Source organism: Bacillus sp. Brlt_9 (assembly GCF_051948935.1).
Lineage (GTDB): Bacteria > Bacillota > Bacilli > Bacillales > Bacillaceae_G > Bacillus_A.
In genome coordinates, this window is record NZ_JAYJLO010000001.1 from 709,991 (window position 1) to 736,148 (window position 26,158).

The 26,158-nt window shown below is 33.2% G+C and carries 21 protein-coding genes and 1 pseudogene; 20 read left to right on the forward strand and 2 right to left on the reverse strand.

All coding sequences use genetic code 11. From position 1 onward, the window contains the following. Positions 1-188 precede the first annotated feature (188 nt). Together VF726_RS03680 and VF726_RS03685 are read left to right on the forward strand one after the other, a co-directional pair. Complete coding sequence (locus VF726_RS03680; RefSeq protein ID WP_440165932.1) at positions 189-1,472, forward strand: aminopeptidase P family protein; 1,284 nt, start codon at positions 189-191, stop codon at positions 1,470-1,472. 118 nt (positions 1,473-1,590) lie between these two features. Further along, positions 1,591-3,231, forward strand: coding sequence for a multicopper oxidase family protein (locus tag VF726_RS03685; RefSeq protein ID WP_440165934.1), 1,641 nt, complete (start codon positions 1,591-1,593; stop codon positions 3,229-3,231). 51 nt (positions 3,232-3,282) lie between these two features. Here the strand turns inward: VF726_RS03685 and VF726_RS03690 are convergent, their stop codons facing one another. After that, positions 3,283-3,828, reverse strand: a complete 546-nt coding sequence (locus VF726_RS03690) for a hypothetical protein (RefSeq protein ID WP_440165936.1) — start codon at positions 3,826-3,828, stop codon at positions 3,283-3,285. Between the two features lie 333 nt (positions 3,829-4,161). Between VF726_RS03690 and topB the strand changes: the two genes are divergently transcribed. From topB to tnpA, 3 genes and pseudogenes are all read left to right on the forward strand, one after another. After that, positions 4,162-6,306, forward strand: coding sequence for a DNA topoisomerase III (gene topB, locus VF726_RS03695; protein ID WP_440165938.1), 2,145 nt, complete (start codon positions 4,162-4,164; stop codon positions 6,304-6,306). Between the two features lie 1,285 nt (positions 6,307-7,591). Further along, a complete protein-coding gene (locus VF726_RS03700) occupies positions 7,592-8,425 on the forward strand; it encodes a GIY-YIG nuclease family protein (RefSeq protein ID WP_440165940.1) in 834 nt (277 codons plus the stop codon). Between the two features lie 207 nt (positions 8,426-8,632). Then, positions 8,633-8,875 (forward strand): annotated as a pseudogene (gene tnpA / locus VF726_RS03705) (IS66 family insertion sequence element accessory protein TnpA); the annotation flags it as partial. Between the two features lie 521 nt (positions 8,876-9,396). On the opposite strand, the gene VF726_RS03710 reads toward tnpA, so the two are convergent. Then, positions 9,397-11,106, reverse strand: a complete 1,710-nt coding sequence (locus VF726_RS03710; RefSeq protein WP_440165942.1) for an excinuclease ABC subunit C — start codon at positions 11,104-11,106, stop codon at positions 9,397-9,399. 282 nt (positions 11,107-11,388) lie between these two features. Here VF726_RS03710 and VF726_RS03715 point away from each other — a divergent pair, with 282 nt between their 5' ends. The 15 genes from VF726_RS03715 to VF726_RS03785 all read left to right on the forward strand — a co-directional run bounded on the left by VF726_RS03715 (position 11,389) and on the right by VF726_RS03785 (position 26,125). Further along, positions 11,389-13,482 (forward strand): AAA family ATPase, encoded by a 2,094-nt coding sequence (locus tag VF726_RS03715; protein ID WP_440165944.1) that lies wholly within the window; start codon positions 11,389-11,391, stop codon positions 13,480-13,482. Then, positions 13,479-15,422, forward strand: a complete 1,944-nt coding sequence (locus VF726_RS03720; protein WP_440165946.1) for a UvrD-helicase domain-containing protein — start codon at positions 13,479-13,481, stop codon at positions 15,420-15,422. The genes VF726_RS03715 and VF726_RS03720 overlap by 4 nt, the downstream gene beginning before the upstream one ends. A 517-nt stretch (positions 15,423-15,939) precedes the next feature. Next, the gene (locus VF726_RS03725) at positions 15,940-16,260 is read left to right on the forward strand and encodes an ArsR/SmtB family transcription factor (protein WP_047956533.1); all 321 of its coding nucleotides are present in this window, start codon (positions 15,940-15,942) and stop codon (positions 16,258-16,260) included. Between the two features lie 184 nt (positions 16,261-16,444). Beyond that, positions 16,445-17,830 carry an FAD-dependent oxidoreductase gene (locus VF726_RS03730; protein ID WP_440165948.1) on the forward strand — a complete coding sequence of 462 codons (1,386 nt, stop codon included), beginning with the start codon at positions 16,445-16,447 and terminating at the stop codon, positions 17,828-17,830. A gap of 79 nt (positions 17,831-17,909) precedes the next feature. Continuing rightward, a complete protein-coding gene (locus tag VF726_RS03735) occupies positions 17,910-18,113 on the forward strand; it encodes a hypothetical protein (RefSeq protein WP_088115784.1) in 204 nt (67 codons plus the stop codon). A gap of 219 nt (positions 18,114-18,332) precedes the next feature. Then, positions 18,333-19,391 carry a flavin-containing monooxygenase gene (locus VF726_RS03740; RefSeq protein WP_440165951.1) on the forward strand — a complete coding sequence of 353 codons (1,059 nt, stop codon included), beginning with the start codon at positions 18,333-18,335 and terminating at the stop codon, positions 19,389-19,391. 22 nt (positions 19,392-19,413) lie between these two features. Beyond that, positions 19,414-19,908, forward strand: coding sequence for an arsinothricin resistance N-acetyltransferase ArsN1 family A (locus VF726_RS03745; RefSeq protein ID WP_440165954.1), 495 nt, complete (start codon positions 19,414-19,416; stop codon positions 19,906-19,908). A gap of 621 nt (positions 19,909-20,529) precedes the next feature. Beyond that, on the forward strand, positions 20,530-20,877 hold the full coding sequence (locus VF726_RS03750; RefSeq protein WP_000416313.1) for an ArsR/SmtB family transcription factor: 348 nt from the start codon (positions 20,530-20,532) through the stop codon (positions 20,875-20,877). Between the two features lie 28 nt (positions 20,878-20,905). Next, positions 20,906-21,955 carry an ACR3 family arsenite efflux transporter gene (gene arsB, locus VF726_RS03755; protein WP_000072357.1) on the forward strand — a complete coding sequence of 350 codons (1,050 nt, stop codon included), beginning with the start codon at positions 20,906-20,908 and terminating at the stop codon, positions 21,953-21,955. A gap of 32 nt (positions 21,956-21,987) precedes the next feature. Continuing rightward, positions 21,988-22,392 (forward strand): arsenate reductase (thioredoxin), encoded by a 405-nt coding sequence (gene arsC / locus VF726_RS03760; protein ID WP_000428327.1) that lies wholly within the window; start codon positions 21,988-21,990, stop codon positions 22,390-22,392. A 64-nt stretch (positions 22,393-22,456) separates the two neighbouring features. Continuing rightward, positions 22,457-22,816: an arsenite efflux transporter metallochaperone ArsD gene (gene arsD, locus VF726_RS03765; protein WP_267999150.1), complete on the forward strand. Its 360-nt coding sequence runs from the start codon at positions 22,457-22,459 to the stop codon at positions 22,814-22,816. An 18-nt stretch (positions 22,817-22,834) separates the two neighbouring features. Then, positions 22,835-24,595: an arsenical pump-driving ATPase gene (gene arsA / locus VF726_RS03770; protein WP_440165959.1), complete on the forward strand. Its 1,761-nt coding sequence runs from the start codon at positions 22,835-22,837 to the stop codon at positions 24,593-24,595. A gap of 39 nt (positions 24,596-24,634) precedes the next feature. Then, positions 24,635-24,916 (forward strand): HesB/IscA family protein, encoded by a 282-nt coding sequence (locus VF726_RS03775; RefSeq protein WP_001027743.1) that lies wholly within the window; start codon positions 24,635-24,637, stop codon positions 24,914-24,916. A gap of 26 nt (positions 24,917-24,942) precedes the next feature. Next, positions 24,943-25,368: a protein-tyrosine phosphatase family protein gene (locus VF726_RS03780; RefSeq protein WP_440165961.1), complete on the forward strand. Its 426-nt coding sequence runs from the start codon at positions 24,943-24,945 to the stop codon at positions 25,366-25,368. A gap of 202 nt (positions 25,369-25,570) precedes the next feature. Then, on the forward strand, positions 25,571-26,125 hold the full coding sequence (locus tag VF726_RS03785) for a TnsA endonuclease N-terminal domain-containing protein (RefSeq protein WP_440165963.1): 555 nt from the start codon (positions 25,571-25,573) through the stop codon (positions 26,123-26,125). Positions 26,126-26,158 lie beyond the last annotated feature (33 nt).

Consider the following 26,158-nt stretch of genomic DNA (forward strand, 5'->3'; position numbering starts at 1 on the left):
TTTCCTATATATGAGATTTTAAGTATATAGAATAAATGTCAAGAAATTATGGAGTGATGAGTGCCTAGTAATGAAAGTCAGATTTTCTATATAAACACAATTAATTGACGAAAAATTATAACAATAATAAAATGAATTGATTAGATAATTAGTTTTTTAATCATACATAAAACGCTAGGGGGATTATTATGAAATCAACATTTTTTGCTCAAAATAGAGAACGATTAGCGAAAACATTACCAGACGAGTCTATTACTATTTTATTTGCTGGACAAGCACCTCAAATGTCAGCTGATGGACATTATAAGTTTGTGCCGAATCGAAATTTTTACTATGTAACAGGAATCGATGAGCCGAATGTTATTTTCATGTTGAAGAAGTTTGGAAATAGTGTAGAAGAAATACTTTTCATTGAAAAATCAGATCCAGTAATGGAAAAATGGGTTGGTAAAACAGTTTCTAGTGAAGAAGCAGAGAAAATTTCAGGTGTAAAGAAAGTTGTATATTTAGATGGCTTTGAAAAGACAATGTCAAATATACTTTTTACAGAAAACGCGAAGCACATATATTTAGATTTAGAGCGCCGAGAGTGGAATGGTACGGAGACAAAAGTTTTAACGTTTGCTAAACATATAAGAGAACAATATCCACACGTATTAATTGGTAATGTATATCCGAATATTTGTGAATTACGAGTGTTTAAAACTGAAGAAGAAGTTGAAATTATTAAAGATGCGATTGCTGTAACGAAAGATGGTATTTACAATGTGTTAAAGCATGCGAAAGCAGACATGATGGAATATGAATTAGAAGCTCATTTTGATTTTACGCTGAAATCTGCAGGTATTAAACACCATGCGTTTCATACAATTTTGGCAAGTGGAAAAAATGCTACAGTTCTTCATTATGAAGATAATGATGCACAAATTCAAAATGGTGATTTAGTGCTACTAGATTTAGGCGCTCAAAAAGACTACTATAATGCTGATATTAGCTATACATTCCCGGCAAATGGAACATTCTCTAGTCGCCAAAAACAAATGTATAATATTGTATTAAAAGCATTGAAAGAAACAACGAAGCTCATTAAGCCAGGAGTAAAGTTTGTTGCATTAAATGAGCATACAAAAAAGGTACTGGCAGAAGAGTGTAAAGCAATTGATTTAATTCAAGAAGACGAAGAGTTATCGAAATACTATTATCACGGTGTCAGCCATTTCCTTGGTTTAGATACGCATGATGTAGGAACATATAAAGATAGAGTGTTAGAAGAAGGTATGGTTATAACAATTGAACCTGGTCTTTATATTGCAGAAGAATCAATTGGAATTCGTATTGAAGATGATATTCTTGTAACGAAAGACGGACATGAAAACTTGTCAAAAGATATCATTAGAGAAGTTGAAGAGATTGAAGCGTTTATGAGAGAAAATAATGTGAATGTAAAAGAAGATGAAGTTGTTACGAAATAATCACTAGTAGAGGCGCTCAATTTTGGGCGTCTTTTTATTTAGCTCATTGCACATCTCCATATTTTCTTGAAAATCATTTTTTATACTGATTTTGAAAAAGAAAAAGGAGGGGGTTTTCATGAAGCGATTTGTATTAATAGCAGTTACAGTCTCTGTCATATCCTTAATTGCTGCATGTTCTGCGACCACAAATACAAAAAACGATCATAAAAATATGAATGATAAAAAAACACCACAGACTGAAACAGCTGCAAAACCAATGAAAGTTGAAAAAGGACCAGAAGTTACTTTAATAGCGAAAGAAGAAAAGCAAAAGTTAAGTAACGGTGTTATTGTTCCAATCTGGACATTTAATGGTTCATCTCCTGGTCCGGAAATTCGGGTGAAAAAAGGTGAAAAGGTGAAAGTAACATTAAAAAATGAATTATCTGCACCAGTATCTCTTCATTGGCATGGGTATCCTGTCCCAAATAATATGGATGGAATTCCAGGTGTGACGCAAGATGCGGTTGAACCTGGAAAAAGTTTTACCTACGAATTTGAAGCGAACGTCCCAGGAACGTATTGGTATCATTCACATCAAGATTCTGTCAATCAATTAGATAGAGGATTATATGGTGCTCTTATTGTAGAGGATACAAATGAAAAGTATGATAAAGATTACACATTAATGTTAGATGAATGGGTAACAGATACAGACGAAATTAATAAGCAGTTAAAAGAAATGAAAAAAGGGCAAACAGGTAATAAATCTAAGGATAATGAAAATACGAAAAAGAATGATGATATGAAAGGCATGGATCATTCTGATATGGACATGGGCAGTGATAAAAAAGATTCAGGCAATATGACAGGAATGGAACATGGAAATATGAAGATGGAAGGTCATGATATGAGTATGTATGATTTATTCACAATCAATGGTAAAAGCGGGGATTTAGTAGAACCATTAAAAGTGAATAAGGGAGATAAAGTTCGTCTTCGACTCGTTAATGCTGGTTATCTATCACATGATATACATGTTCACGGTCATGATATAAAAGTAATTGCGACAGATGGTCAACCAATAAACGATCCAAAAGTTATAAAGGATCAAGTCATTTCAATCGCACCGGGTGAACGTTATGATATTGAATTTAATGCTAATAATCTTGGGAAATGGTATGTTGAAGATCATTCAGAAAATAAAGGTGCAAAAGGCATGAAAGTTGTTATTGAATATGAAGGTAGTAAAGAGATGAAAGACAAAGCAAACGAAAAAGAAAAACTACCGAAATTAGATATGACGACATATGGTGCTAAAAAACTTGGTGGTTTCACGTTAAATCAGCAGTATACTACCACATATAATATGGACTTAAATACGAAAATGAATGGAAATAAAATGGTATATACAATTAACGGAAAAGTATTTCCGGATATCGACCCAATTTCAGTGAAAAAGGGTGATTTAGTAAAAGTAAAATTGGTGAATCGTTCTAAAATGGACGATCACCCGATGCATTTACATGGTCACTTCTTCCAGGTGTTGAGTAAAGATGGGAAACCGATAGAAGGTTCTCCAATTGTGAAAGATACATTGAACTTAAAACCAGGAGAAGAATATGAAGTAGCCTTTGTAGCAGACAATCCGGGTGATTGGATGTTCCACTGTCATGATTTACACCATGCTTCAGCGGGGATGGTAACAGAAGTGAAATATATAGATTATAAATCTGACTATATTCCAAATCCAAACATTCCTAATAAGCCAGAATAATATGAAGCAGTTATCTTATGGATAGCTGCTTATTTAATTTCGGTGCAAGTATCAATGTATATGTTGATCATGCTCGGTTGAAGGTGGAGGAGTATGATCTGGGAATGTTACAAATACAGCGAAGATAATTACTACACTAATTGAAAGTAATAACAAAAAACGCCTTTGGATAAAAGTAGAAAAAGTTTCTGATACAAGTTGAATTATACATGACATAGTTATTGTTATCGTAAGTAAAAGGCTAATAAACAGTATACTATGAGCTTGTTGAGCGTTTAACATTTCTGTAATCATTGCTCCCATCATACTCGCCATTAATCCAGAGAACATTCCTTCTAAAGCAGTATATAGGTGAAAACGTAGACCGACTAAAAAACCGATACAACCACTAATTAATATAGCAAGCAAAGTAGAATAGAGTAATTCTCCTTTAAAAAGAATACCGAAATAAAAACCAATACTTAAACCGATACTCATACTAAAAGACATAATAAATACCATATACTCCATTAGGGTACCCTTACGTTTAAAAATATATGATGTAATAAGAATTGAGATACAACAAAGTGTTAAGGCTGTTAATGTGTAAGCGAACATTATGATACCTCCCTGTCCTATCATTCATTCCATCATATGTTCATATGGAGAGTTCTTATGCTTATTTATATCTGCAAATTATCTGCACAATTTCATAAAGGTAAGCAAGAAGGCTTCTGGTTTTTTGGGGAAGGCTTTTTAATTGTGAGCATGTGAATGTAAGAGTTAAATGAAGAGTTTCTATTGTGAAGCCATAAAGAATAAGCGTATAATATTATAGGTCTCCCATTTGCGAGACAAACCGCGAATGATAAATAAGATTGTTGCTTTATCATCGCCTCTAAACAGATAGACAATGAAAGTAACACTGGAATACGGATAGGGAGTTATAAAATGAAATTAATTATTGCCGAGAAACCAGATCAAGGTTTGGCTCTTGTTTCACAATTTAAATATCGCCGGAAAGATGGATATTTAGAAGTAGAAGCAAATGAGTTATTTCCAAATGGAGCGTACTGTACATGGGCAATTGGTCATTTGACGCAGTTATGTAATCCAGAGCATTATCACGCGGAGTGGAAAAAATGGTCACTTAATACGTTACCGATGATTCCAGAGCGTTTTCAATTTGAAGTAACAAAATCAAAGTATAAGCAATTTAACGTTGTGAAACAGCTGTTACATAATCCACAGGTAACAGAAATTATTCACGCAGGCGATGCCGGGCGTGAAGGGGAATTAATCGTACGAAATATTATTAATCTTTGCAACGTGCAAAAGCCGATGAAACGTCTTTGGATTTCATCTTTAACGAAGCAAGCTATTTACCAAGGATTTAAAAATTTACTAGATGAATCAGATACAATCAATACGTACTATGAGGCGTATACAAGGTCATGTGCGGATTGGGTCGTTGGTATGAATGCATCGCGTGTCTTTAGTATTTTGCTAAAGAAAAAAGGAATGAACGATGTATTTTCAGCGGGTCGTGTACAAACACCGACACTCGCATTGATCGTAAAGCGAGAGAAAGAAATTGAAAACTTTAAGTCAGAGCCGTTTTGGGAAGTGTTCGCAACCTTTAATATAGAAGGAAAGAAGTATGAGGGGAAATGGGAGAAGGATAGTGAATCCCGCTTAAAAGACCCTGATATGGCAAATAAAATTGCGGCATTTTGCCAAGGGAAACCGGCAGTAGTGAAGGAAATGAAAACGGAGCGTAAAGAGTTTCAGCCACCGCTTTTATTTAACTTATCGTCACTGCAAGCTACGGCAAATAAAGCATTCAAATTCTCACCGAAAAAGACGCTCGATATAACGCAAGCACTATATCAAAAAGGGATTGTCTCCTATCCTCGTTCAGATTCTAACTATGTTACACAAGGAGAAGCAGCGACGTTCCCTGATATTTTGCAGAAGCTAAGTCAGTTTGATGAATATAAAGGGTTATTACCAGCTCCAGTTGAATCGATTATGAATAATAAGCGTTATGTGAATGAAAAGAAAGTAACAGATCACTACGCCATTATTCCGACAGAGCAAGTTACAAACCCAAGCAGATTATCAGGTGATGAGAAGAAAATTTACGATATGATCGTAAGAAGACTCATTGCAGCGCATTATGAAGTTGCAATCTTTGACTATACAACGATTGTAACGCTTGTAGATGAACGTGCTGAATTCATTTCAAAAGGAAAACAGCAAATTCAAGAAGGTTGGCGTAAAGTTATTTTCCAAGATGATAAAGATGACGAAACAATTCTTCCAATTGTCGCAGAAGGTGAACAAGGAAAAGTTGTAAAGGTAAAAGTGAAAGAAGGAAAAACACAGCCACCGAAGCGTTATACAGAAGGACAACTTATTACGTTAATGAAAACGGCGGGTAAGTATTTAGAGAATGAAGAGCTGGAGAAAGTATTAAAGAAAACAGAAGGTTTAGGTACAGAAGCAACGCGCGCTGGAATTATTACGATGCTGAAAGACCGTAAATATATAGATGTGAAAAAAAACCAAGTGTATGCGACTGATAAAGGAAAAGTATTAATTACCGCAATCGGAGATAAAATACTAGCTTCACCAGAAATGACCGCAAAATGGGAGCAGCGCCTTGCGGAAATCGGTGAAGGCACAGCATCACCAGCTACATTTATGGAACAAACGAAAAAGTTATCAGCTAAAATTATTGAAGATGCGGTGGAAATGTCTGAGAAGTGGGATTTCACTGGACTACATGTTGAATCGATTGAACGAAAAGGATCGAAATTTACAACAGGTAAAAAGGTTGGTAGTTGTAAAAAATGTGATGGCGATGTGATTGATAAATCAACGTTTTACGGTTGTTCTAACTACAATACAACACAATGTGATTTTACCATCTCAAAGAAGATATTAAGCAAAACAATTTCGCAAAAGAATATGACAAAGCTCTTAAAAGGTGAAAAGACCGATTTAATTAAAGGCTTTACAAAGGGCGAGAAAACATTTGATGCGAAATTAGAGTGGAAAGATAATAAGATTAATTTTGTGTTTGAGAATTAAGTGGTGTTAGCCGATAAAAAAGGTCTTTACTGAATAAAAAAGTCCTTTACTGAATAAAAAAGTTCTTTACCGAGGAAAATGTTCTGTAACAGGTTAGGTTTGAAAAAGTTATTGTTATAAAAAAGCATGACGATTTTACGTCATGCTTTTTTTATTTTATAATTGTAGACTTTTGTGTACTAATAATAAAAATCTTTAAAAGATAAAATAATTGTTTAAAAAGATGATTCTAAAGGAATTGTTACTGTTCTTAATAGAACGAACATGAATGTTACATTAACAGGGCCTATAGGATGTGAGTGCTCCACTGTAGGCGTTAAAAAAGTTAAATGCAATCTTTGAAGAGGTTAGAAGTCTTCCAATTTATAAACAATCAGACCTTATTATAAATTGTCGAACTATATTTCAAATTCACATCATTAAACACAGAGGATGACCTCATCCCTTTCTTCGGTGTTTTTGAACTGGTGCACCTCCTATTCTATGTTCGAAAGTTAAAACTGAATGATTTTTTAATGAGAAAATTTTAGAACAAGATAATATTTTAAAGTAGATAATAGCATCCTTATTTCCTTTAATTAATAAACAATCAAACCAGCCAATCGTATTAATGTTTTATGGTTCACCAGGTGTTGAAAAAACAAAAAGTGCTAGGATCATTAATGATTGTATAAGCTCAGTATCTTTGTTTAGAAAAAAATTATCAATGGTTAAAGGAGGGTAGAAAAAAAAGTTAATATTAACTTAGGTGATACTGAATGGGCTAAAAATAAGGAATTGATGTTTGTAAGTTTATATGTAGAAGCCTATGAGAAGCTACAAAGGTACTGTGGATATAATTAAAAATAACGAAAAATATAATTAAGCATTAAATCAAAATAGGAGGAATGTGAAGTTTTTACTATAACTGAAAATAATGTAAGAATGAAACAACCGAGAGGAGCAACTGACGGTGGAGAAGGGATTTTAGATGAACAAAGAAATATTTGTGAGGAACATTTTGAGGCAACTAATTCAATGTTTAGAGAAATAAGTACCTATTTGGGTAATGACAATTAACCTTTAGTTTATAAATGAGTAGTGAAAAGCCTAATCAATATGGTTTTTTCTTTTTTCTGTGTATCAAAAATGAATGTTTATGATAGGTTGTGAAGTATATAATTGAAAAATTTACAATGTTCTAATTGATGTCCCGAAAGTCTTATCAAAAACTTCGAATATTTTATAGTTACAATAAAGAGAAGTTTCTAGTAGAATCAAAATATAGATTAACTCTGGGGGGAGGATGATTATTATTAGTGCTTGGACGAGAAAATTAAACGTTAATTATATAAGAACAGACTTATATGTATGGGAACGAAGATTATTAAAGAAATTTAAAGAAAGTGGTGTTTATGTCTTTAGAGATAAGAACGATAAGATTATTTATATTGGTGAGGCTCAGAATCTTGCAGAAAGAGTTAGTATTCATCTTACGGGAAAGGATGATGGTTCTGCTTTATATGCTGAAGAGGGTTTTACCTTTACCTATAAGGTTGAGTTATATCGATTAACAAAACTCAATGCTCATATGAGATTTTTCATGGAAATTGATGGAATACAAAGGTCGAATCCAACCTTTAATAAAGAATATCGTCTTGATGGAACACCAGAAAGCAGAGCAGAACAGAGGGAAGATTACATAAAAACTAATGAAGACATTTCATGGAGGAATTGGACTTATTGGCAAGTACAAGCATTCTTGAGCGGAGATGTGCTAACTGATGTGATAATAGAGAAAATAAAGAGAGCTACAGAAGAAGATTGGGACAATGTAGAAACAAAGAAAGTAATCAAAAAGATAAAAAATAGGTTACGCTATCCAAATGATGAATATGTAATTGAACAGGTATTTTTATTTGGGACAGGTATATTAGCAGATAAAAATCAAATATCTCCCGTACACAGTATGGTTTTGGCACCTGACATAGAATTTAAAACCAAATTCAAGAAAGGAGCAAAACGGAGAGTATTACAGATGATATCTAATAAAAATAAAAAGGGGGTTGGGGAAAGTTTAGCCCCAACAGAACGAACAGAAGGGGATAAACATAAAATATCCTTGGAACAGGTTTTTTAAAAACATGAGTATTTGGTTTTATGATTTTGAATGGATTATAAATGAAAAAATCGTTTATAAGTAAGCGTCAAATATTCCCCACCTACAATTTGGAAATAACTCATGAGGTAATCTCCTTACATACACATGTGGAGTTTTTTTATGAAAAGACACAAATTAAAGAAAGAATGGGAAACTTATATTCAAGAATATTAAAACAGTGGATCATCCAAATTTGCTTGGTGTCAAAAACAGAGCTTACCGGTTCATCGGTTATATTACTGGTTGAAAAAGTTATCACCTGAAACTGAAGAGGAAAATAAAATTGAGCGTGTGAATTGGATTTCTATGAATGTCCCTGTAATGGAAGAAAACATATATGCCACCATTCGAAATTACATGCAAGAAGCAACCATCGAATTAGATGTACCTTTTACTCCACAAGTGATGCAAGCGGTGGAACAAAAATGATATCAGAAATCACAGTTGATAAAACCTTGCCGTGGTCAACGGATTTACCTCCTAGATGCAGAGTACCGAAAAAAGTAAAGTAAACGTAACTCCGGTACAGTAAAAGGGCCAAACACCTTTTACTGTACCGGACCTCGTTTTCTATTTGTTTAACTGCGCTTGCCGTTATTGTTCTTCTGGCTTCGCTACTTCTTGTTTCGTTTTTTTTGTTTATACTTCTGTTTTTTCTGTACCGCAAGCTGCTAACCCTAAAGTTAGCACCCCGGCAATAAGTAAGTTAATTTTCTTCATTATTGATCCGCCCCTTCACCTTCATTTTGTTGTAATAACAGTGAAGCGACGTTCACCAAGTTCTACTAATTCTTATTTCTTATTTTCTATTAGTTCATTTAATTTCATCACTAGCATAAACTATTTGTCTTCCACGTTGAAGAAGAGTTATTAGGACCAAAAACGGTCCTTTTTATTTTATGACACGAAAGTATGTCATGAGAAAAACGTACGTATAGAGTATGAATTTTTTATCTTTTAATTCGTTTCACTCTCATTTTTAGTAATCTTTCCACAAATGGATGATTTTTCTGGTTCTCACTCATACAGTAAGATAGACATTTTGCACTTTCTGTTGCATAGATTCGAAATGTAGTCTTTTCGTCCGTAACCTGTTGAATTTCTTTAAACACGTTTTCTAATGGAATGAGTGGTTTATCTTGAATGGTATAGTCGTTCATTCCGTGTTTATATTCTGCTGCAAGTGAAATAAATGAATTATCCAAATACCCATCAAATAAACTTGAAAGTTTAAACTTGTTCACATGCAAATGCTTATAAAAACCTTCTAGAATATACCTAATGCCAGATTGACATGTAGTTGTAAAGGTATTTTCGATATAGTATTCGTTCTCTATTCTTTGCCCCTCTTGATTTGTATACAAATAATACATTCTTAAAATTTCGGGTTGTGTATATATATCGTAGTTCCTTTGTACTCCATCATTTGAAATGTAGAATGTTAATTCACATGTGTTGATACTTTGTTCGTTTGGCTTCTTGAAATCCTGTCCCTTTAATTGATCTTTTAACGGGAAGCGAGGATAAGGAACAGACGGAAAAATGAGTTGATATTCTTGTTTACTATTCGCAAATAAACACTCATCATAAGCATTTTTCACAATTTGAATTTGTTCTTCTTTTGTATTTCGGTCAACCAATGCATCCTCTACTAATTGGATGTGCTCATCCAACAAGTCGTAAAAATCTAATTGACACTCTTTTGATTTCATGTATCTAAGAAAGTAATTTTTAAATTTTACTTTCTCATCAGTAACAATACTCTTTATAAAATTATTAATGGGCGTTTTGGTTGAATAAATCTCTAATTCTTCACATTTTTGGATAAGGCTTGATTCAAGTGAAAGAACAGCTTCTTTGTATATTGCTTCTGAACGTTCAAACGCATCCTCTGCAGCATCTATGAGTTTCTGACACTTTTCTGTATCACAAATTGGCTGGTCGGCCGGAAATTGATTTCTTAATTTCTCTAAATCACTTTTCACTTTTTTATACTGTGAAATTGAACTTTCCTGTAATTCTTCTTTCCTTTTCTCTATAAATGCTAAACTCTTTGGAAAACAATTTTCATAGTTGAATTTGGTGTAACCATACTTGTAATACTGAAATATATCGGCTAGATCCTTCTGTAAAACATGTAAAAATTTCGAGATAGTCTCATCTGTGACTTCTCTTATAAGGTTGAATTCTTGAATCGTATTCATTTGATTAAACCCTAGAAAAGCAGGAGCAAGTCTGTCAAAGTACTCTTGTTCTACTTCTTTTAAATAAGGAATATCCACTTCTTCTAAAATTACCATTTTTAAATCTTGAATGGTACATTGATTTTCTACCATATATTTAAAAATTTTGCACGCTTTATATGAACCGTTAAAATAAGGTGAATTATACACAAAGAAATATTTCCTATATTCTTCATAAGAAATACGGTTTAATGCCATTAATTCTTTCACATGATTACCATATCTTTTTTGTATATCTATTGTTTGCCCAATATAAAAAGGGACAATCGTATCAGATGTAAGGTGATTAATGTACAGCATATAAATCCCTGGAATTTTATGGTTCGTTTCAAAGGTTACTTCTCTATGCGAATTATTTTGTATAAGGTCTTTTATTTGTTTTCTAATGTAGTCTATTTCTAGTTTGGTTTGCTGCATTTTATTCCTCCTGCGCGTGTGTTTGCGTATGTAAATGAAATGTGTTGTATATCCATCATATCTATTCTACATCCCGTTATAAAACTTAACAAATATTGCCACGCTTTATAAATCAATATATCATGTGTGTAGACCGCCAAGAATCGATATAATAAAGCGGAAGCGCTGGGAAAATAAAGTTAGATAGTATAAAGATGAGATTAAAAAGATTGTAAATCACTTACATAAAATTTAAAATTATATATAAGAATTAAAGAATGATAAAGGGTAGGGGGATTAGTAATGTTTTTAAAAGAAATTAAAATTTGGAATTTCAGGAAATTTGGAGAAAATGAAGCAAATAGCCCAGGCCTTCAATTAAAATTTCATAAGAATTTTAACCTATTGATTGGAGAAAATGATTCAGGGAAAAGTGCGATTATTGATGCTATTCATTTCACTTTAGGGACAGTAAGTTCTGAAAATTTGAAGATAACAGAAGGAGATTTCTATGTTGATGAACATGGAACCTCTAGTAGTGAGATGAAAATAGAATGCATTTTCGCTGATCTCACTGAAACAGAAGCGGGAATATTTTTAGAATGGCTATCATTTAACGAAGTAAATGAGTATGAATTAATTATTCGACTTACAGCGAAAAAAATTAAAAATGAAATAGTTGGAGAAAAAATAGAGAAATTTGTAAAGGCAGGCCCTGCAAATGCGGATGTTAGATTAGAAGGTTCTGCTAAAGAATTAATAAAAGCAACCTATTTAAAGCCTTTAAGAGACGCTAAAAATGAATTAAGACCTGGCTTTAAATCTAGACTTGCTCAAATTTTAAAGAGTTATTCTGCTTTTAAAATTCCTTCAGAAGGTAACCATGAATTAGAAGACATTGTTGGAGAAACTAATCAACAAATTGAGGGATATTTTACAAAGCCTATAGACGATAAAACGATTATTGGAGAGATTTCCAATTATTTAGATGAATTTTTTAATCTACCGACAACAGGAAAAGAAACATATAAACCAAAGTTTGAAGTAGCTCCTGCTAAATTAAGTGATATTCTAAAAAAATTAAGTTTAGACTTAGATGATCAGGTATCTGGATTGGGTAGCCTAAACTTGCTATTTATTGCGGCAGAGTTACTTTTATTAAATGATGGAATAGAAATGGGATCAAATTTAACTTTAATAGAAGAAATAGAGGCACATTTACATCCTCAAGCACAGCTTAGATTAATAAAATACTTGCAAAAAAGTTTAGAAAGTAGCTCTGAATATAAAGGACAATTTATTCTATCAACTCATAGTACAACTCTAACTGCATCTACATCTTTGGAACATATAATACTAATTCATGATAATAAAGCATATCCAATGGGACCTAGTAACACTAGTCTAGATGAGGAAGATTACGAATTTTTACAGCGCTTTCTAGATGCAACTAAGGCTAACTTGTTTTTTGCAAAAGGAGTCATTTTTGTAGAAGGAGATGCAGAGAACTTATTGCTTCCTGCCTTGGCGGAATTAATAGATAGACCATTACATAGATATGGCGTTTCTATTGTAAATATTGGGAATACTGCTTTTAAACGATATGCAAAAATATTTTCAAGATCAAAGAAATGGATTAATGATGGTTACTCAACATTAAAAATGCCTGTCTCTATTATTACAGATGTTGATGTACGACCTGTAGAATTTTACAAAGATAAGGAAAAGAGCAAAAACATAAAAAGTGATAAAAAGGTTCTGATTATTGTAGATGAGTTTGATTTAAGGAAAATAGTCGGGGAGAAAATTGATAGTAATGATTATAATGAATTAATAGGTCAAACATTCACGTCAATGACTAAATTTAAAGGTGAAATGGAGAGGTATTCTATAACGTTGGGTAAGGAACAAGAAACTATGTTAAAAGAATCCCTTTCAAAAAATATTAATCAAGATATAGTAATAAAACTAAGAGAAAATAAAAAATCGCATATCGAGTCGGACTTTGAAGAACTAGAAGCTAATGTAAGTGTTTTTGTTGCCCCTCATTGGACGTTGGAATATGAGTTGGCTCTAAGTTCTTTAGGTGTAACACTTGCGGAAGTAATTCATTCAATTCGCTATAAACAACCAAATAGTGAAGCAAATCAACAAAAATTAAATGAAATTATTACTGAATTAAAAAATGATGATACGAGAGAAGAAGCTGCTTATAAGGTATATAAACCTTTGAATGATAAATATATTTCTAAAGCTATAGTAGCTCAACAACTTGCAAAAAGAATAGAAGAAAATCAAAAGGTACTTAAAGGGAAAGTGTTAGAAGACCCCTATTTAAATTACTTAATAAAAGCAATTTATCATGTTACAGAACCACCAAAAGGGGGAGAAGTATGATGACGCTATTAGATGTGGAACACGTGGAGACAAAATTGTTAGAAGAAGATTTAATAAAAGAGTTAAGAAATATTGAAAAAATTATACTCCCCGTCAATTGTGAATTTTCAAGTGAACAAAGATCTGTAATCTTGGCAGAGAAGAATGCAAATATTATTGCGGGACCAGGTAGTGGAAAAACAACAGTTTTAATAGCTAAAATCGCATTAGTTATTAAACGAATAAAAGATAGCAAGAAAGAAAAAGGAATATGTATTATTACACATACAAATGTAGCTGTAGATGAAATTAAAAACCAGTTAAGAAAAATTGGAATATCAGATCTTGAATATCCGAATTTTATAGGTACTATACATGAATTTTTTAATTACTTTTTTGCTCATAAAGCTTATCAAGAACTTTATCCAAATAAAAAGGGAATAGTATACGATGAAGATATGTATAAAAAGCAATTTATAGAGATTTTTGAAGAATATAAACCTTTAACTTATACATATGCTCCGCCAACAAGTAGGATAAAAGAAACTTATTTAGAATTTTATGACAAAAGTGAAATTGATATATTAGGTTACTGTGGTGATGGTTATAAGGACGCATTAGTTGATACATTTAAAAACATGTTAGAAAAGGGGATTTTTAGACATAATGATATATTATCTTTTTCAAGATGGTATATAAAAAAGTATGAAAAACAAGTGAAAAATGCATTTGCAAACCGATTTTCATGGGCATTTATTGATGAAGCACAAGATACGAGTAATATTCAATATGATTTGTTAAAAAGAATATTTAACAACGAATCAACAATATTGCAGAAATTTGGAGATCCTTATCAATCACTTTATACAATGTTTAGTAATAAAAAAGATGCGTGGATACCATCACAAGAAAAAGATGTGGATCCAATCGAGTTATCCTATAGTACAAGATTTGGGAATAGTATTTCAAATGTGCTGAAAACAGCATGTATAGAAGAATATACTGCTTTAAAAGGTAATCCCAATATAAAATCCTTCAAACCTTATTTATTGTTGTATAAATCGAAGGAAAATGTAATAGAGGAATTTCTAAATATAGTAAATAGTTTATCAGAAAAACAAGTAGAATTTAGAGATAGTAATAAAAAAATAGGAGTAGTCGGTTTATATCACGATGAAGTTAAAAGTTATCATAAAAAATATAAAAAAAATAGCGATGTAAAACCTAAAACTGAAACAATAATTAAAAGCTTTTATGAATTAATGATAAAAGGGATGTTAATGTATATAAAGGAACATGCACTCAAAGAAAAAGCAGCGTATTCGAGTAAATATTTTTATGATGTATTAAGAAAACCAGAGTACTTAAGTATAAAAGCTCATATGGCAGTATATATAAAAGAGGTTTATTTAAATAAAGGAATAGTAAGCGAGTGTATAAAAGAGAAAATTGTTGAAATGTATAAAGAAATTGTTGAATTGGAAGGAATAATATTTAAGAGAGATGATTTGTTAAACAGAGCTATTAATTATGTCTGTGATCATACTGAAAGAATTTATATTAGCTATCAAAGGAATCAAGAGCAATCTATATCTGAGCAGATTGAACAAAAAGAGCAAGAAATCTATTTTGGAACAGTCCATGCAGTGAAAGGGGAAACACATAAAGCGACTCTTCTTTTAGAGTCCGAAGTACCAAAAGGAGATTATAATAATCCAGAATTATTCTATGATTGTACTGAGATTTTCGAGTTTTTAATTGGTGAGTATTGGGATTATACAAAGTCTGATCGGAAATTATATGAAGTAATCAGAGATGGATTAAAAACGGCTTATGTTGCCTTAAGTAGACCGACACATCTGGCGGCAGTAGCTATTAACAAGCAGAACTTTGGAAAGAGTTTAGATGAAAAAAAACAATTAGCTATGCAAGCTGGATGGGAAGTTATAGAGTTGAACTAAAATTACTACGTACTGCTGTTGCTTTTAAACACAGTTAAATTGTCTATAAAAGCCGAATTGAAAAGTTTTCATAAAGAAAACTTTTCTTCTTACATATGGAGTATTATTGAAGGTGATTTTGAATTTTATCATCTCTTGTATAATAAAAAGGGTGGATAAAGGTTGGATTGATGTATTATAATTAATGTTTTTCCCTTTACTGTTGAGAAATAGAATGTTGTTTCACAAAGAAGTTTTTTCAGTCATGATGAGTAACAACTAATTAAAGAGAAGAAAATTTAGGAAATAACACTACAAAATATTTATCAATTTAATAAGGTAGGTTGAATCGAGGGAATATTCGGGAATTTATGAACATACCACTGATAGAAATTGTATGATTTTAAGGTAATGTTCGTTTACATAGGTATGTATTATTTAGATATGATAAATCGATTTTTTTAATATATCAGTTGCAAAAAGAAATGGAAATGTATATATTGGATATATCAAAAAAAATTGATGAAAGGAAATTACCATGAAAGAAATAAAATTGTATAATCAATCAGCTACACAAACTTTTGAAATATATGAAAAGAAGTTTAAAGCATTGGCAGATAAAAAAAGGTTACACATTTTGTACGAATTATGCCAGCGTGGGGAAACTTGTGTATGTGATTTAACAGGTGTTCTTGAATTACCACAATCAAAACTTTCATATCATTTAAAACTTTTACTTGATGCAAACCTTATTACGAAAGAAACAAAAGGAACATGGAGTTACTATAATATTAATAAAAAAGAAGTAGATGCACTATTATCTGAGCAATTATGCTGTATATTTCGTCCTATGTCATAATTTTGGTTGGGGCGAAAGAGTATTTTAATATATCTTAAATCAATTTTTCTTGATTAACAAAACTTTTTGATAAGTGATTAAACTTGAACAATAATCCTAGCTTTTAAATCAATTTTTTTTGATTTAAAGAATCCAATTAAGGAACTACACTTATAAATTTAGATAAAATAAGGAGGTTTTTTTCATGAAACCTATTCAACTTTCATTCAAAGTACAAGAGTGTTGTGGAACGGAAAATCAAACATTACAAAACAATACTGATATGCAGAGATTAAAACAGTTACCAATAGCCATTATTGGGGGAGGACCTGTAGGGTTGGCAGCGGCGGCACATTTAGCAAAACATGGTGAGTCATTTATCTTATTAGAAGCTGGAGAAAATATTGGATCAAACATTCTTACATGGGGTCATGTACGACTATTCTCATCTTGGCAATATAACATAGATAAAGCGGCTTTGGATCTTCTTGAACAGCATGATTGGGAATCACCAGACATAAAAGCATTACCAACAGGAAAAGAAATTGTAAAACAATACTTACAGCCACTTGCGAATCTTCCAGAAATTAAACCATTTATCCACTTGAATACTAAAGTACTATCTATAGGTAGAAAAGATACAGATAAAATGAAAACAGCAAATCGTGAAAAAATGCCATTCATGATCTATACAGAAAAAAATGGTGCACTTCAAGTTTATGAAGCTAGAGCGGTATTAGATGCTTCAGGTACGTGGGGAAATCCAAATCCTGCAAATTCTAATGGTATTTGGTTGAAAGAAGAACAATCTCTCAAAAAACATATTTTTTATGGAATTCCAGATATTTTAGGAAAAGAGCAAAAACGATATGTAAATAAGCGTGTAGCTGTTGTTGGAAGTGGTCATTCCGCAATCAATGCTTTATTGGAGTTAGCTAAATTAAAAGAATCCAATCCAAAAACTAATATTGTTTGGATCATGAGGAAACAACGTGCGGAAGAAGCCTATGGTGGAGAGGAAAAAGATGCTCTTGAAGCACGTGGTGCCTTAGGTAGCCGTATTCATCAATTAGTTGATGAAGGAAGTGTGGAAGTAATCACACCATATAAAATCCAACACGTAGTTAGAACAAAGGATGGAATGGATATTGTAGGTCATCAAGAAGAACAAGAAATAAAAATCAATGATGTTCATGAGATGATTGTAAATACAGGTAATCGTCCTAACTTATCTATAATAAGTGAAATACGTACTTCTATTGATTCTACTACTGAAAGCGTAGCAACATTAGCACCACTTATTGATCCTAATTTGCACAGCTGTGGTACAGTTCGACCTCACGGTGAAAAAGAACTTCGCCAACCGGAAAAAGACTTCTATATTGTAGGTTCAAAGAGTTATGGTAGGGCACCGACATTTTTAATGGCAACAGGTTATGAACAAGTTAGATCTATCGTCGCATATCTTACTGGAGACTATGAATCAGCAGAAAAAGTTGAACTTGATTTGCCGGAGACTGGTGTTTGTAGCGTAAATTTAACAACTAATAAAGTCAATGATTCAGGTTGTGGAACAGATTCGTGTTGTTAAGGAAAGTACCTGTAAGGAGACGTAATTTATTTTACGTTTCCTTATAGAAGAATTAAGTTTGAAAGGAGAATACAATGAAATGGTTATTAATCATGCAGGTACTTTGAAAAAGAGTTATTTTTTATCCTACATGCGATTAATAATGAATGCCCACCAATGTAACGTTGAAAAAGCAAAAGATTATCTTTTTCAAAGCATGTTTGGGCTCCAAGTTAATAGTTTAGGAAAAGAAACTTATCAGAATTTCCTTGAAGCTTATCAAGAATTGAAACAACTTAATTAAATGCATTTTAAAGAGGCTTATGCGAAACGTAAATTTGATTGATAAGTATATGAATATTCACAGGGGATTTTCTCATATATTAATGAATTTAGAGACTGTTATCGTCTTATCGTTTAGCGTTTCGATATCGAATTCAATTTATACTGTAAGTTCTCAGAGAAATAACTCCTTATATATATTAGTTGCAAAATGCAAATAAAATCAAAAGGTGGGATAAAGATGAAAGAAATATTAGATTCCATTGTAATCGGAGGAGGGCAGGCTGGTCTTGCATCTGGTTATCACCTTCAAAAAAAGGGATTACACTTTTTAATATTAGAAGCGAGTGAGCAGACTGTAGGATCTTGGCCTTGTTATTATGACAGTCTGAAATTGTTTTCTCCGGCACGCTTTTCATCTTTACCTGGAATGAAGTTCCCAGCACATCCCAATGATTATCCTACGAGAAATGAAGTAATTGATTACTTGCAAAATTACGCGGAAAAATTCCAACTACCAGTAATGACAAATCAGCGAGTTGAATCTGTAGAAAGAGAAGATGAAATATTTAAAGTCGAAACAGTCTCTGGAAAGGCATTTCTGACTAGAACTATTATAAATGCAACTGGCTCTTTCCACAGTCCGTTTAATCCGATAATAAAGGATCAAGAGAAATTCAAGGGGAATGTTATACATTCCGCTATGTACCGGAGTCCGAATCATTATATTAACCAAAGAGTAGTGGTGGTGGGGCGGAGGAATTCAGCTGTCCAAATTGCGCTTGAATTGGCCGATGTAAGTAAAGTATCTTTAGCTGTACGAAAGCCTGTTCAACTCATAAAACAAAAAGTGTGGGGGAAGGATTTACATTTTTGGCTTAAGGTATTAGGCATAGATACCTTTCCGTTTTGGCGATTTGGAAAAACAGCACCGAGTTCAGGTGGAGTCATCGATTTAGGTGATTACAAGGAACGATTAGCTAGGGGGAATCCAGATCAAACGCCTATGTTTACATCTTTTTACACTGATGGTGTAGTTTGGCCTGATGGGAAGAAGGAGCCAATCGATACAGTAATTTTTGCAACGGGATATCATCCTAATCTCTCTTACTTCAATGCTATTGGAGCACTGGATTCAGAAGGGAAACCTTTACAAATAGCTGGTGTAAGTACAGAAGTTCAAGGTTTGTATTATGTTGGTTTAGAAGGTCAGCGTTCGTTTTCTTCTGCGACATTAAGGGGAGTTGGATCAGATGCTAAATTTGTTGTGAGAAAGCTAATAAGCTACTTAAAAATATGAGGTGAATAAGGGGGAGATAAGTATGGAGATTAGAAAAGCAATTGAACAAGATGTACAAGAAATTATGACTATTTATAATGAGGGTATCGAGGACCGTATTGCGACTTTAGAGACAGAAATAAAAACAGATACATATGTGATGGAATGGCTATTCCAACGAGAAAAAAGATATTCGGTAATTGTTATGGAAGAGAATTCTAAAATTGTCGGTTGGGCTTCTATTAATCCATATAGTCATCGATGCGCTTATCGGGGTGTAGGGGAGCTATCTATATACATAAAGAGAGAGTATCGTGGAAAAGGTTTGGGACAGAAGTTACTTTTAGCTTTAGAAAAGACCGGACAGCAAAATGAATTCTATAAATTTGTTTTATTTACCTTTTCTTTTAATAATCTAGGGCAAGGCTTATATCGTAAAATGGGTTATCGTGAAGTAGGAGTGTTTGAAAAGCAGGGAATAATGGACGGCGAGCATGTAGATGTGATGATCATGGAAAAATTGTTAACTGCAGAATAAATAAAGTTGTATCTGAAATATAAATGGTAAAGGTATTTACACATTTGAAGGGTATGTGAATACCTTTATAACGTAATTATTTACATATACCTCGAATCCTTAAGCATAGTTCAGATAAGTAAATCCTTATTTAAATTAGTAGGGGTTTTATAAAGTTTATCACCCTTTATATAGACATATAATTATTTACTTATGATATGATTTAAAAAAACACCTAAGAATTATCTATTAAAAAATGGGGGGATAGGATTGTTAGATCAATTGCTAATTGTAGGTATATATCTTTTGATAATTTACATGTGTTCATATGTTACGCTCGAATATCGAAAAAATAAAATTAGTAAGCAACATTTTCTGATATGGTTGATATTTATCTTTTTAACAGGACCTATAGGATTTATCATTTATATCTTTTGGGATAAGAAAAAGAGCACAAATTTTAAAAAAGGAAATCGAATGTAAAGGTTCTGTAAAGGTGAGAGTTTTCAGTTGAACATATAAGCAAATAGTTATATACTTATTTTGAAAGTGAGAATAAGCTAATTTGAAGGAATAATACGTTTTATTTTTACACAACATATAAGCATATGCTTATGTAATTATAAAGAGGTAGGTGTAGATATGGAAAAAACAGTTGTAGAAGTAACAAGAGCATCCCAATTACTGAAATTATTAGGAGATAAAACAAGATTAACAATTGTATCAATCCTTAAACAACGTGAATGTTGTGTATGTGAACTTCTTGAAGTATTTGATATGAGTCAACCTTCTATCAGTCAGCATCTTCGAAAGTTAAAGGATTTAGGTTTAGTACAGGAAGAGCGCAGAGGTCAGTGGATTTATTACTCTTTAAATCAAGCAAGTGATTTATACACGCTTTTAGAAGATATTTTAGCGCATGTACCAGACCAAACAGAGAAAATTAAACAAATTGTGAAGAGCAATCCTACACTCCGGTGTGGTTGTTAATAAATAGTTAGAAAGGGAAGTGAGAGGGATGAGCAACACGGGGAAAAAACGTCTGTCTTTCCTAGATCGATATCTAACCCTATGGATTTTTCTTGCGATGGCAGTAGGGATTGGGGTTGGATATCTATCACCTGGATTCGTTGATGGAATGAATAGTTTACAGGTAGGAACAACGTCCATTCCACTAGCGATTGGCCTAATTTTAATGATGTATCCACCACTTGCAAAAGTTCGCTACGAAGAGATGGGGCGCGTTTTTAAAGATGTAAAAGTATTAGTATTATCACTGGTACAAAACTGGATTATTGGTCCTGTTTTAATGTTTGCTTTGGCTGTTATATTCTTACCAGATAAGCCAGAATATATGGTGGGCTTAATCATGATAGGTTTAGCTCGTTGTATTGCGATGGTTATCGTATGGAATGACTTAGCGAAAGGTGATACAGAATATGCGGCAGGATTAGTGGCATTTAACTCTGTATTCCAAATGTTATTTTTCTCAGTATATGCTTATGTATTTGTAACAGTTATTCCAGAATGGTTAGGAATTGAAGGTGCTGTTGTAGATATAACAATGGCTGAGGTTGCGAAATCAGTGTTTATATATTTAGGAATTCCATTCATCGCAGGAATGCTAACACGCTTGATCTTTGTAAAAACGAAAGGACGAGAATGGTATGAAAAAGTATTCATTCCAAAGATTAGTCCAATTACTTTAATCGCATTACTGTTTACAATCATTGTGATGTTCTCTTTAAAAGGAGAAGTGATTGTTAGCGTACCATTTGATGTTGTACGTATTGCAATTCCATTACTCATTTACTTTGTAATCATGTTCTTTGTCTCTTTCTTTATGGGCAAAAAAATTGGTGCAAGTTACGGGGTATCAACAACATTAGCGTTTACGGCTGGAAGTAATAACTTTGAATTAGCGATTGCTGTAGCTGTAGGTGTATTTGGAATTCAGTCAGGTGCAGCGTTTGCAGCAGTTATCGGACCTTTAGTTGAGGTGCCAGTTATGATAGCACTTGTAAATGTAGCACTTTGGTTCCAACGTAAATACTTTCAAACACAATAAAAATAAACAATCATAATAAAGGTGGAATTATCATGGAAAACAAGAAAACAATTTACTTTTTATGCACAGGAAACTCATGTCGTAGCCAAATGGCAGAAGCTTGGGGTAAAAAATATTTAGGTGACAAATGGAATGTACTTTCTGCTGGTATTGAGGCACATGGAGTAAATCCGAATGCAATTAAAGCAATGAAAGAAGTAGACATTGATATTACGGACCAAACATCTGATATCATTGACCGTGATATTTTAGACAAAGCAGATTTAGTTGTAACACTTTGTGGTCACGCAAATGATGTATGTCCGACAACACCACCACATGTAAAACGAGTTCACTGGGGATTTGATGATCCAGCGGGTCAAGAATGGTCTGTATTCCAAAGAGTTCGTGATGAAATTGGCGCACGTATTAAAAAGTATGCTGAAACAGGAGAATAATTGAAAATAAAATAGGCCGAGAATTCTTTCTCGGCTTTTTTATAAAGAAGGGGAGAAATCAGAGATGAAAAAGATTGAAATTTTTGATCCTGCAATGTGTTGTTCTACTGGAGTTTGCGGTCCAAGTGTTGATCCAGAGTTAATTCGTATTTCAGTTGCTGTTAACAACTTGAAGAATAAAGGAATTGATGTGACTCGTTATAATTTGGCAAGTGAACCAGATGCATTTGCCAATAATGAAGTTATTAGTCAACTATTAACAGATAAAGGACCAGACGTGTTGCCTGTAACTTTGGTAGATGGAAAAGTAGTAAAAGAAAAAAGTCACCTGACAAATGAAGAACTTACACAATTAACAGATATAACAGAAGAAGAGTTGAGTCAAAAGCCAGTCGTACGTTTAAAGTTAAACGTGAAAAAATAGAGAAAGAAGTGAAAGGCAATGACAAACTTATATAACCCAAACACAATAGCATTCACACCATTTTTATTCTTTACTGGTAAAGGCGGAGTAGGAAAAACATCTACTGCATGTGCAACAGCTATTACATTAGCTGATATGGGGAAACAAGTTTTATTAATAAGTACTGACCCAGCTTCTAATTTACAAGATGTGTTCGAAATAGAACTTACGAATAAACCGAAAGAAATTCCAAGTGTTCCAAATCTACAAGTAGCTAACTTGGATCCTGAAACAGCAGCACATGAATATAAAGAACATGTTGTTGGTCCATACCGTGGAAAGCTCCCTGATACAGTTATTGCAACGATGGAAGAGCAATTATCTGGAGCTTGCACAGTAGAAATGGCCGCATTTGATGAATTCTCTACGTTACTTACCAATAAAGAATTAACATCGAAATTCGATCACATTATATTTGATACAGCGCCAACAGGTCATACGTTACGTCTTCTTCAACTTCCTACGGCTTGGAGTGGTTTCCTGGAAGAAAGTACTCATGGAGCTTCTTGTTTAGGACCATTAGCAGGTCTTGGAGATAAAAAAGAATTATATAATCAAACGGTTCAGGCACTATCCAATCCGAATCAAACAATGCTATTGCTGGTCACACGACCAGATAGTTCTCCATTACAAGAAGCGGAACGTGCAGCTCATGAATTAAAAGAAATTGGTGTTAGTAATCAATTTCTACTTGTAAATGGTATCTTGAAAGACTATGTACAAAATGATGATGTCTCAAATGCGCTGTTTAAGAGACAATCAAGTGCGTTAGAAAATATGGCAGAAGAATTAAAGAATCTTCCTATGTATGAAGTTCCATTAGTACCGTTTAACATTACTGGGATAGAGAATATGAGAAAGCTGGTTCAACCAATGGAAAATCTCTCGATTTCGAATGAAGAAGCAAATGCTGTCTCAATTCCTTCACTTCAGACATTGATTACTAATCTTTCAGAATCTGGAAAACGAGTAATTTTTACAATGGGAAAAGGTGGTGTTGGAAAGACTACGGTAGCATCTGCAATTGCAGTTGGTCTGGCTGAAAAAGGACACCATGTACACTTAACTACAACTGATCCCGCAGCACATATTGATTATGTTATGCATGGGGAACAAGGGAATATTACGATAAGTCGAATTGATCCAAAAGTAGAAGTTGAAAACTATCGTAAGGAAGTTATAGAGCAAGCAAAAGATACGGTTGACGAAGAAGGTTTAGCGTATTTAGAAGAAGATTTACGTTCTCCTTGTACAGAAGAAATTGCAGTTTTCCGTGCTTTAGCGGATATTGTTGAAAGAGCAAATGATGAAATTGTAGTTATTGATACAGCGCCAACGGGTCATACGTTATTGTTGTTGGATGCGGCACAAACGTATCATAAGGAGATTGCACGCTCTTCTGGTGAAGTACCACAGTCTGTGAAGAACTTATTACCGCGTCTTCGTAATCCAGAGGAAACAAGTGTTGTCATTGTAACATTAGCGGAGGCTACGCCAGTACATGAAGCAAGCCGTCTACAAGAAGATTTGAAACGTGCAGATATTAATCCAAAATGGTGGGTAATCAATCAAAGTTTTTATGCAACACATACAATTGATTTCGTGTTAAGAGGGAGAGCGCAGTCTGAAGTACAATGGATTCAAGCGGTTCAAAAGGAATCACAAAATAACTGTGTTATCATCCCTTGGCAATCGGATGATATTGTGGGATATGAGAAACTTAAAGCTTTAGTGAAATAAAACATTTTTAATCAGTTACTATGAAGGGGAGAAATGAAAATGAATATTACAGATAAAGCAAAAGAGTTTATTGAAACTGCTATGAAAGAAAACGGTGTTTCAACATTACGTTTTACATTTGATGGTGCTGGATGCTGTGGTCCTAGCTACGGTATTAATTTAGGCGAAGCACAAGAAAACGATGTCACAGAAACAGTAAATGGTATTCAAGTTGCTATGGATCCAAAGGTTGTTGAATTAGTAAATACATTGACACTAGACTATGTAGAAGATCAACAAGGGGCAGGCCTTGTTATCAGTGGCGGATCTAACTGCTGCTAACTAACAGTTAAAGGAGCTTAACAAACATGACTAACTATCACGAACTAGTAAAAGGAAAAGTATATATTGGTGGAGTAGACGCTATACAAGACGCAGTAAAAAAGCATGGGATCACAGAGGTGTTTGATTTACGTGCTGGAGGAGAGGAACCAGAAGGATTTCCGGCTGGAACAAAACGTCATGCTTATCCAATCGTAGAAGGTGTAGAAGGGCAAGATGAATCAGTAAGAAATGCAATTGCAGCGGTCAAAGAAGCTGTTGAACAAGATAAGAAAGTATTTTTCCATTGTTCCGGTGGACGTAATCGTACAGGTACAGTTGCAACGGGACTAATGTTAGAATTAGGTCATGCTTCTAATGTGGAAGATGCAGAACAACAAGTAAAGGCAGTTCGCTCAATTATTGCAATAAAACCAGAGTTAAAACAAGTATTAATAAACTTATATCAATAATAAAAATAGAAGGCATTTGTATGTTTAAAGATACAAATGCCTTCTATTTTTTAATTAAATGGATAAAAAATTTACATGATTTATTAAGTAATAGATTTTCTTGATGGAGTTTCCGGTTTAAATGTTTGAATATTCGGGATATTGTTAACCCTAATAAAAGCTGTTACTACGAGAGGGCGGTTTAATCATGAAGAGTGGAAGAATGTGGACATGGAAAAAGATGGGGAAATGGATTGATGAAGGTAGAGGATTAGGAGAAGGTTCAGAATACCTCCCGTGGATAACAGTAAATGACTTTCCATCAAACGGTATTGTATCTAGGGAATTAGGTCTTAAAACAAAAAGAATGCACCATTTTTTATCTCGTCTTGAGTATAACTATTTTTTATTGTTAGATTACTCAAAGGATGTTATCGATATTCGGGAGCAATATCCACTACTAGATTTAGAATTAGCAATGGAGATTGCAAAGGAAAAGAAGATTAAATATCCAACAGATAGTAAAAGCAATACACCTTATGTTATGAGTACAGATTTTATAATCACGATAAATGAAAATCATTGTGAAAAAATAATTGCAAGGACAGTTAAACCCTCAAATGAATTAGAAAAAAAGCGTGTTCAGGAGAAATTTGAAATTGAACGTTGCTATTGGAAACAAAAAAATATAGATTGGGGAATTATAACTGAACGAGACGTGCCTCTTCCTCTTGTTAATAATTTAAAAAGAATTAGAAGTGCCTCTTCCTCTTGTTAATAATTTAAAAAGAATTAGAAGTGCAAATATAGT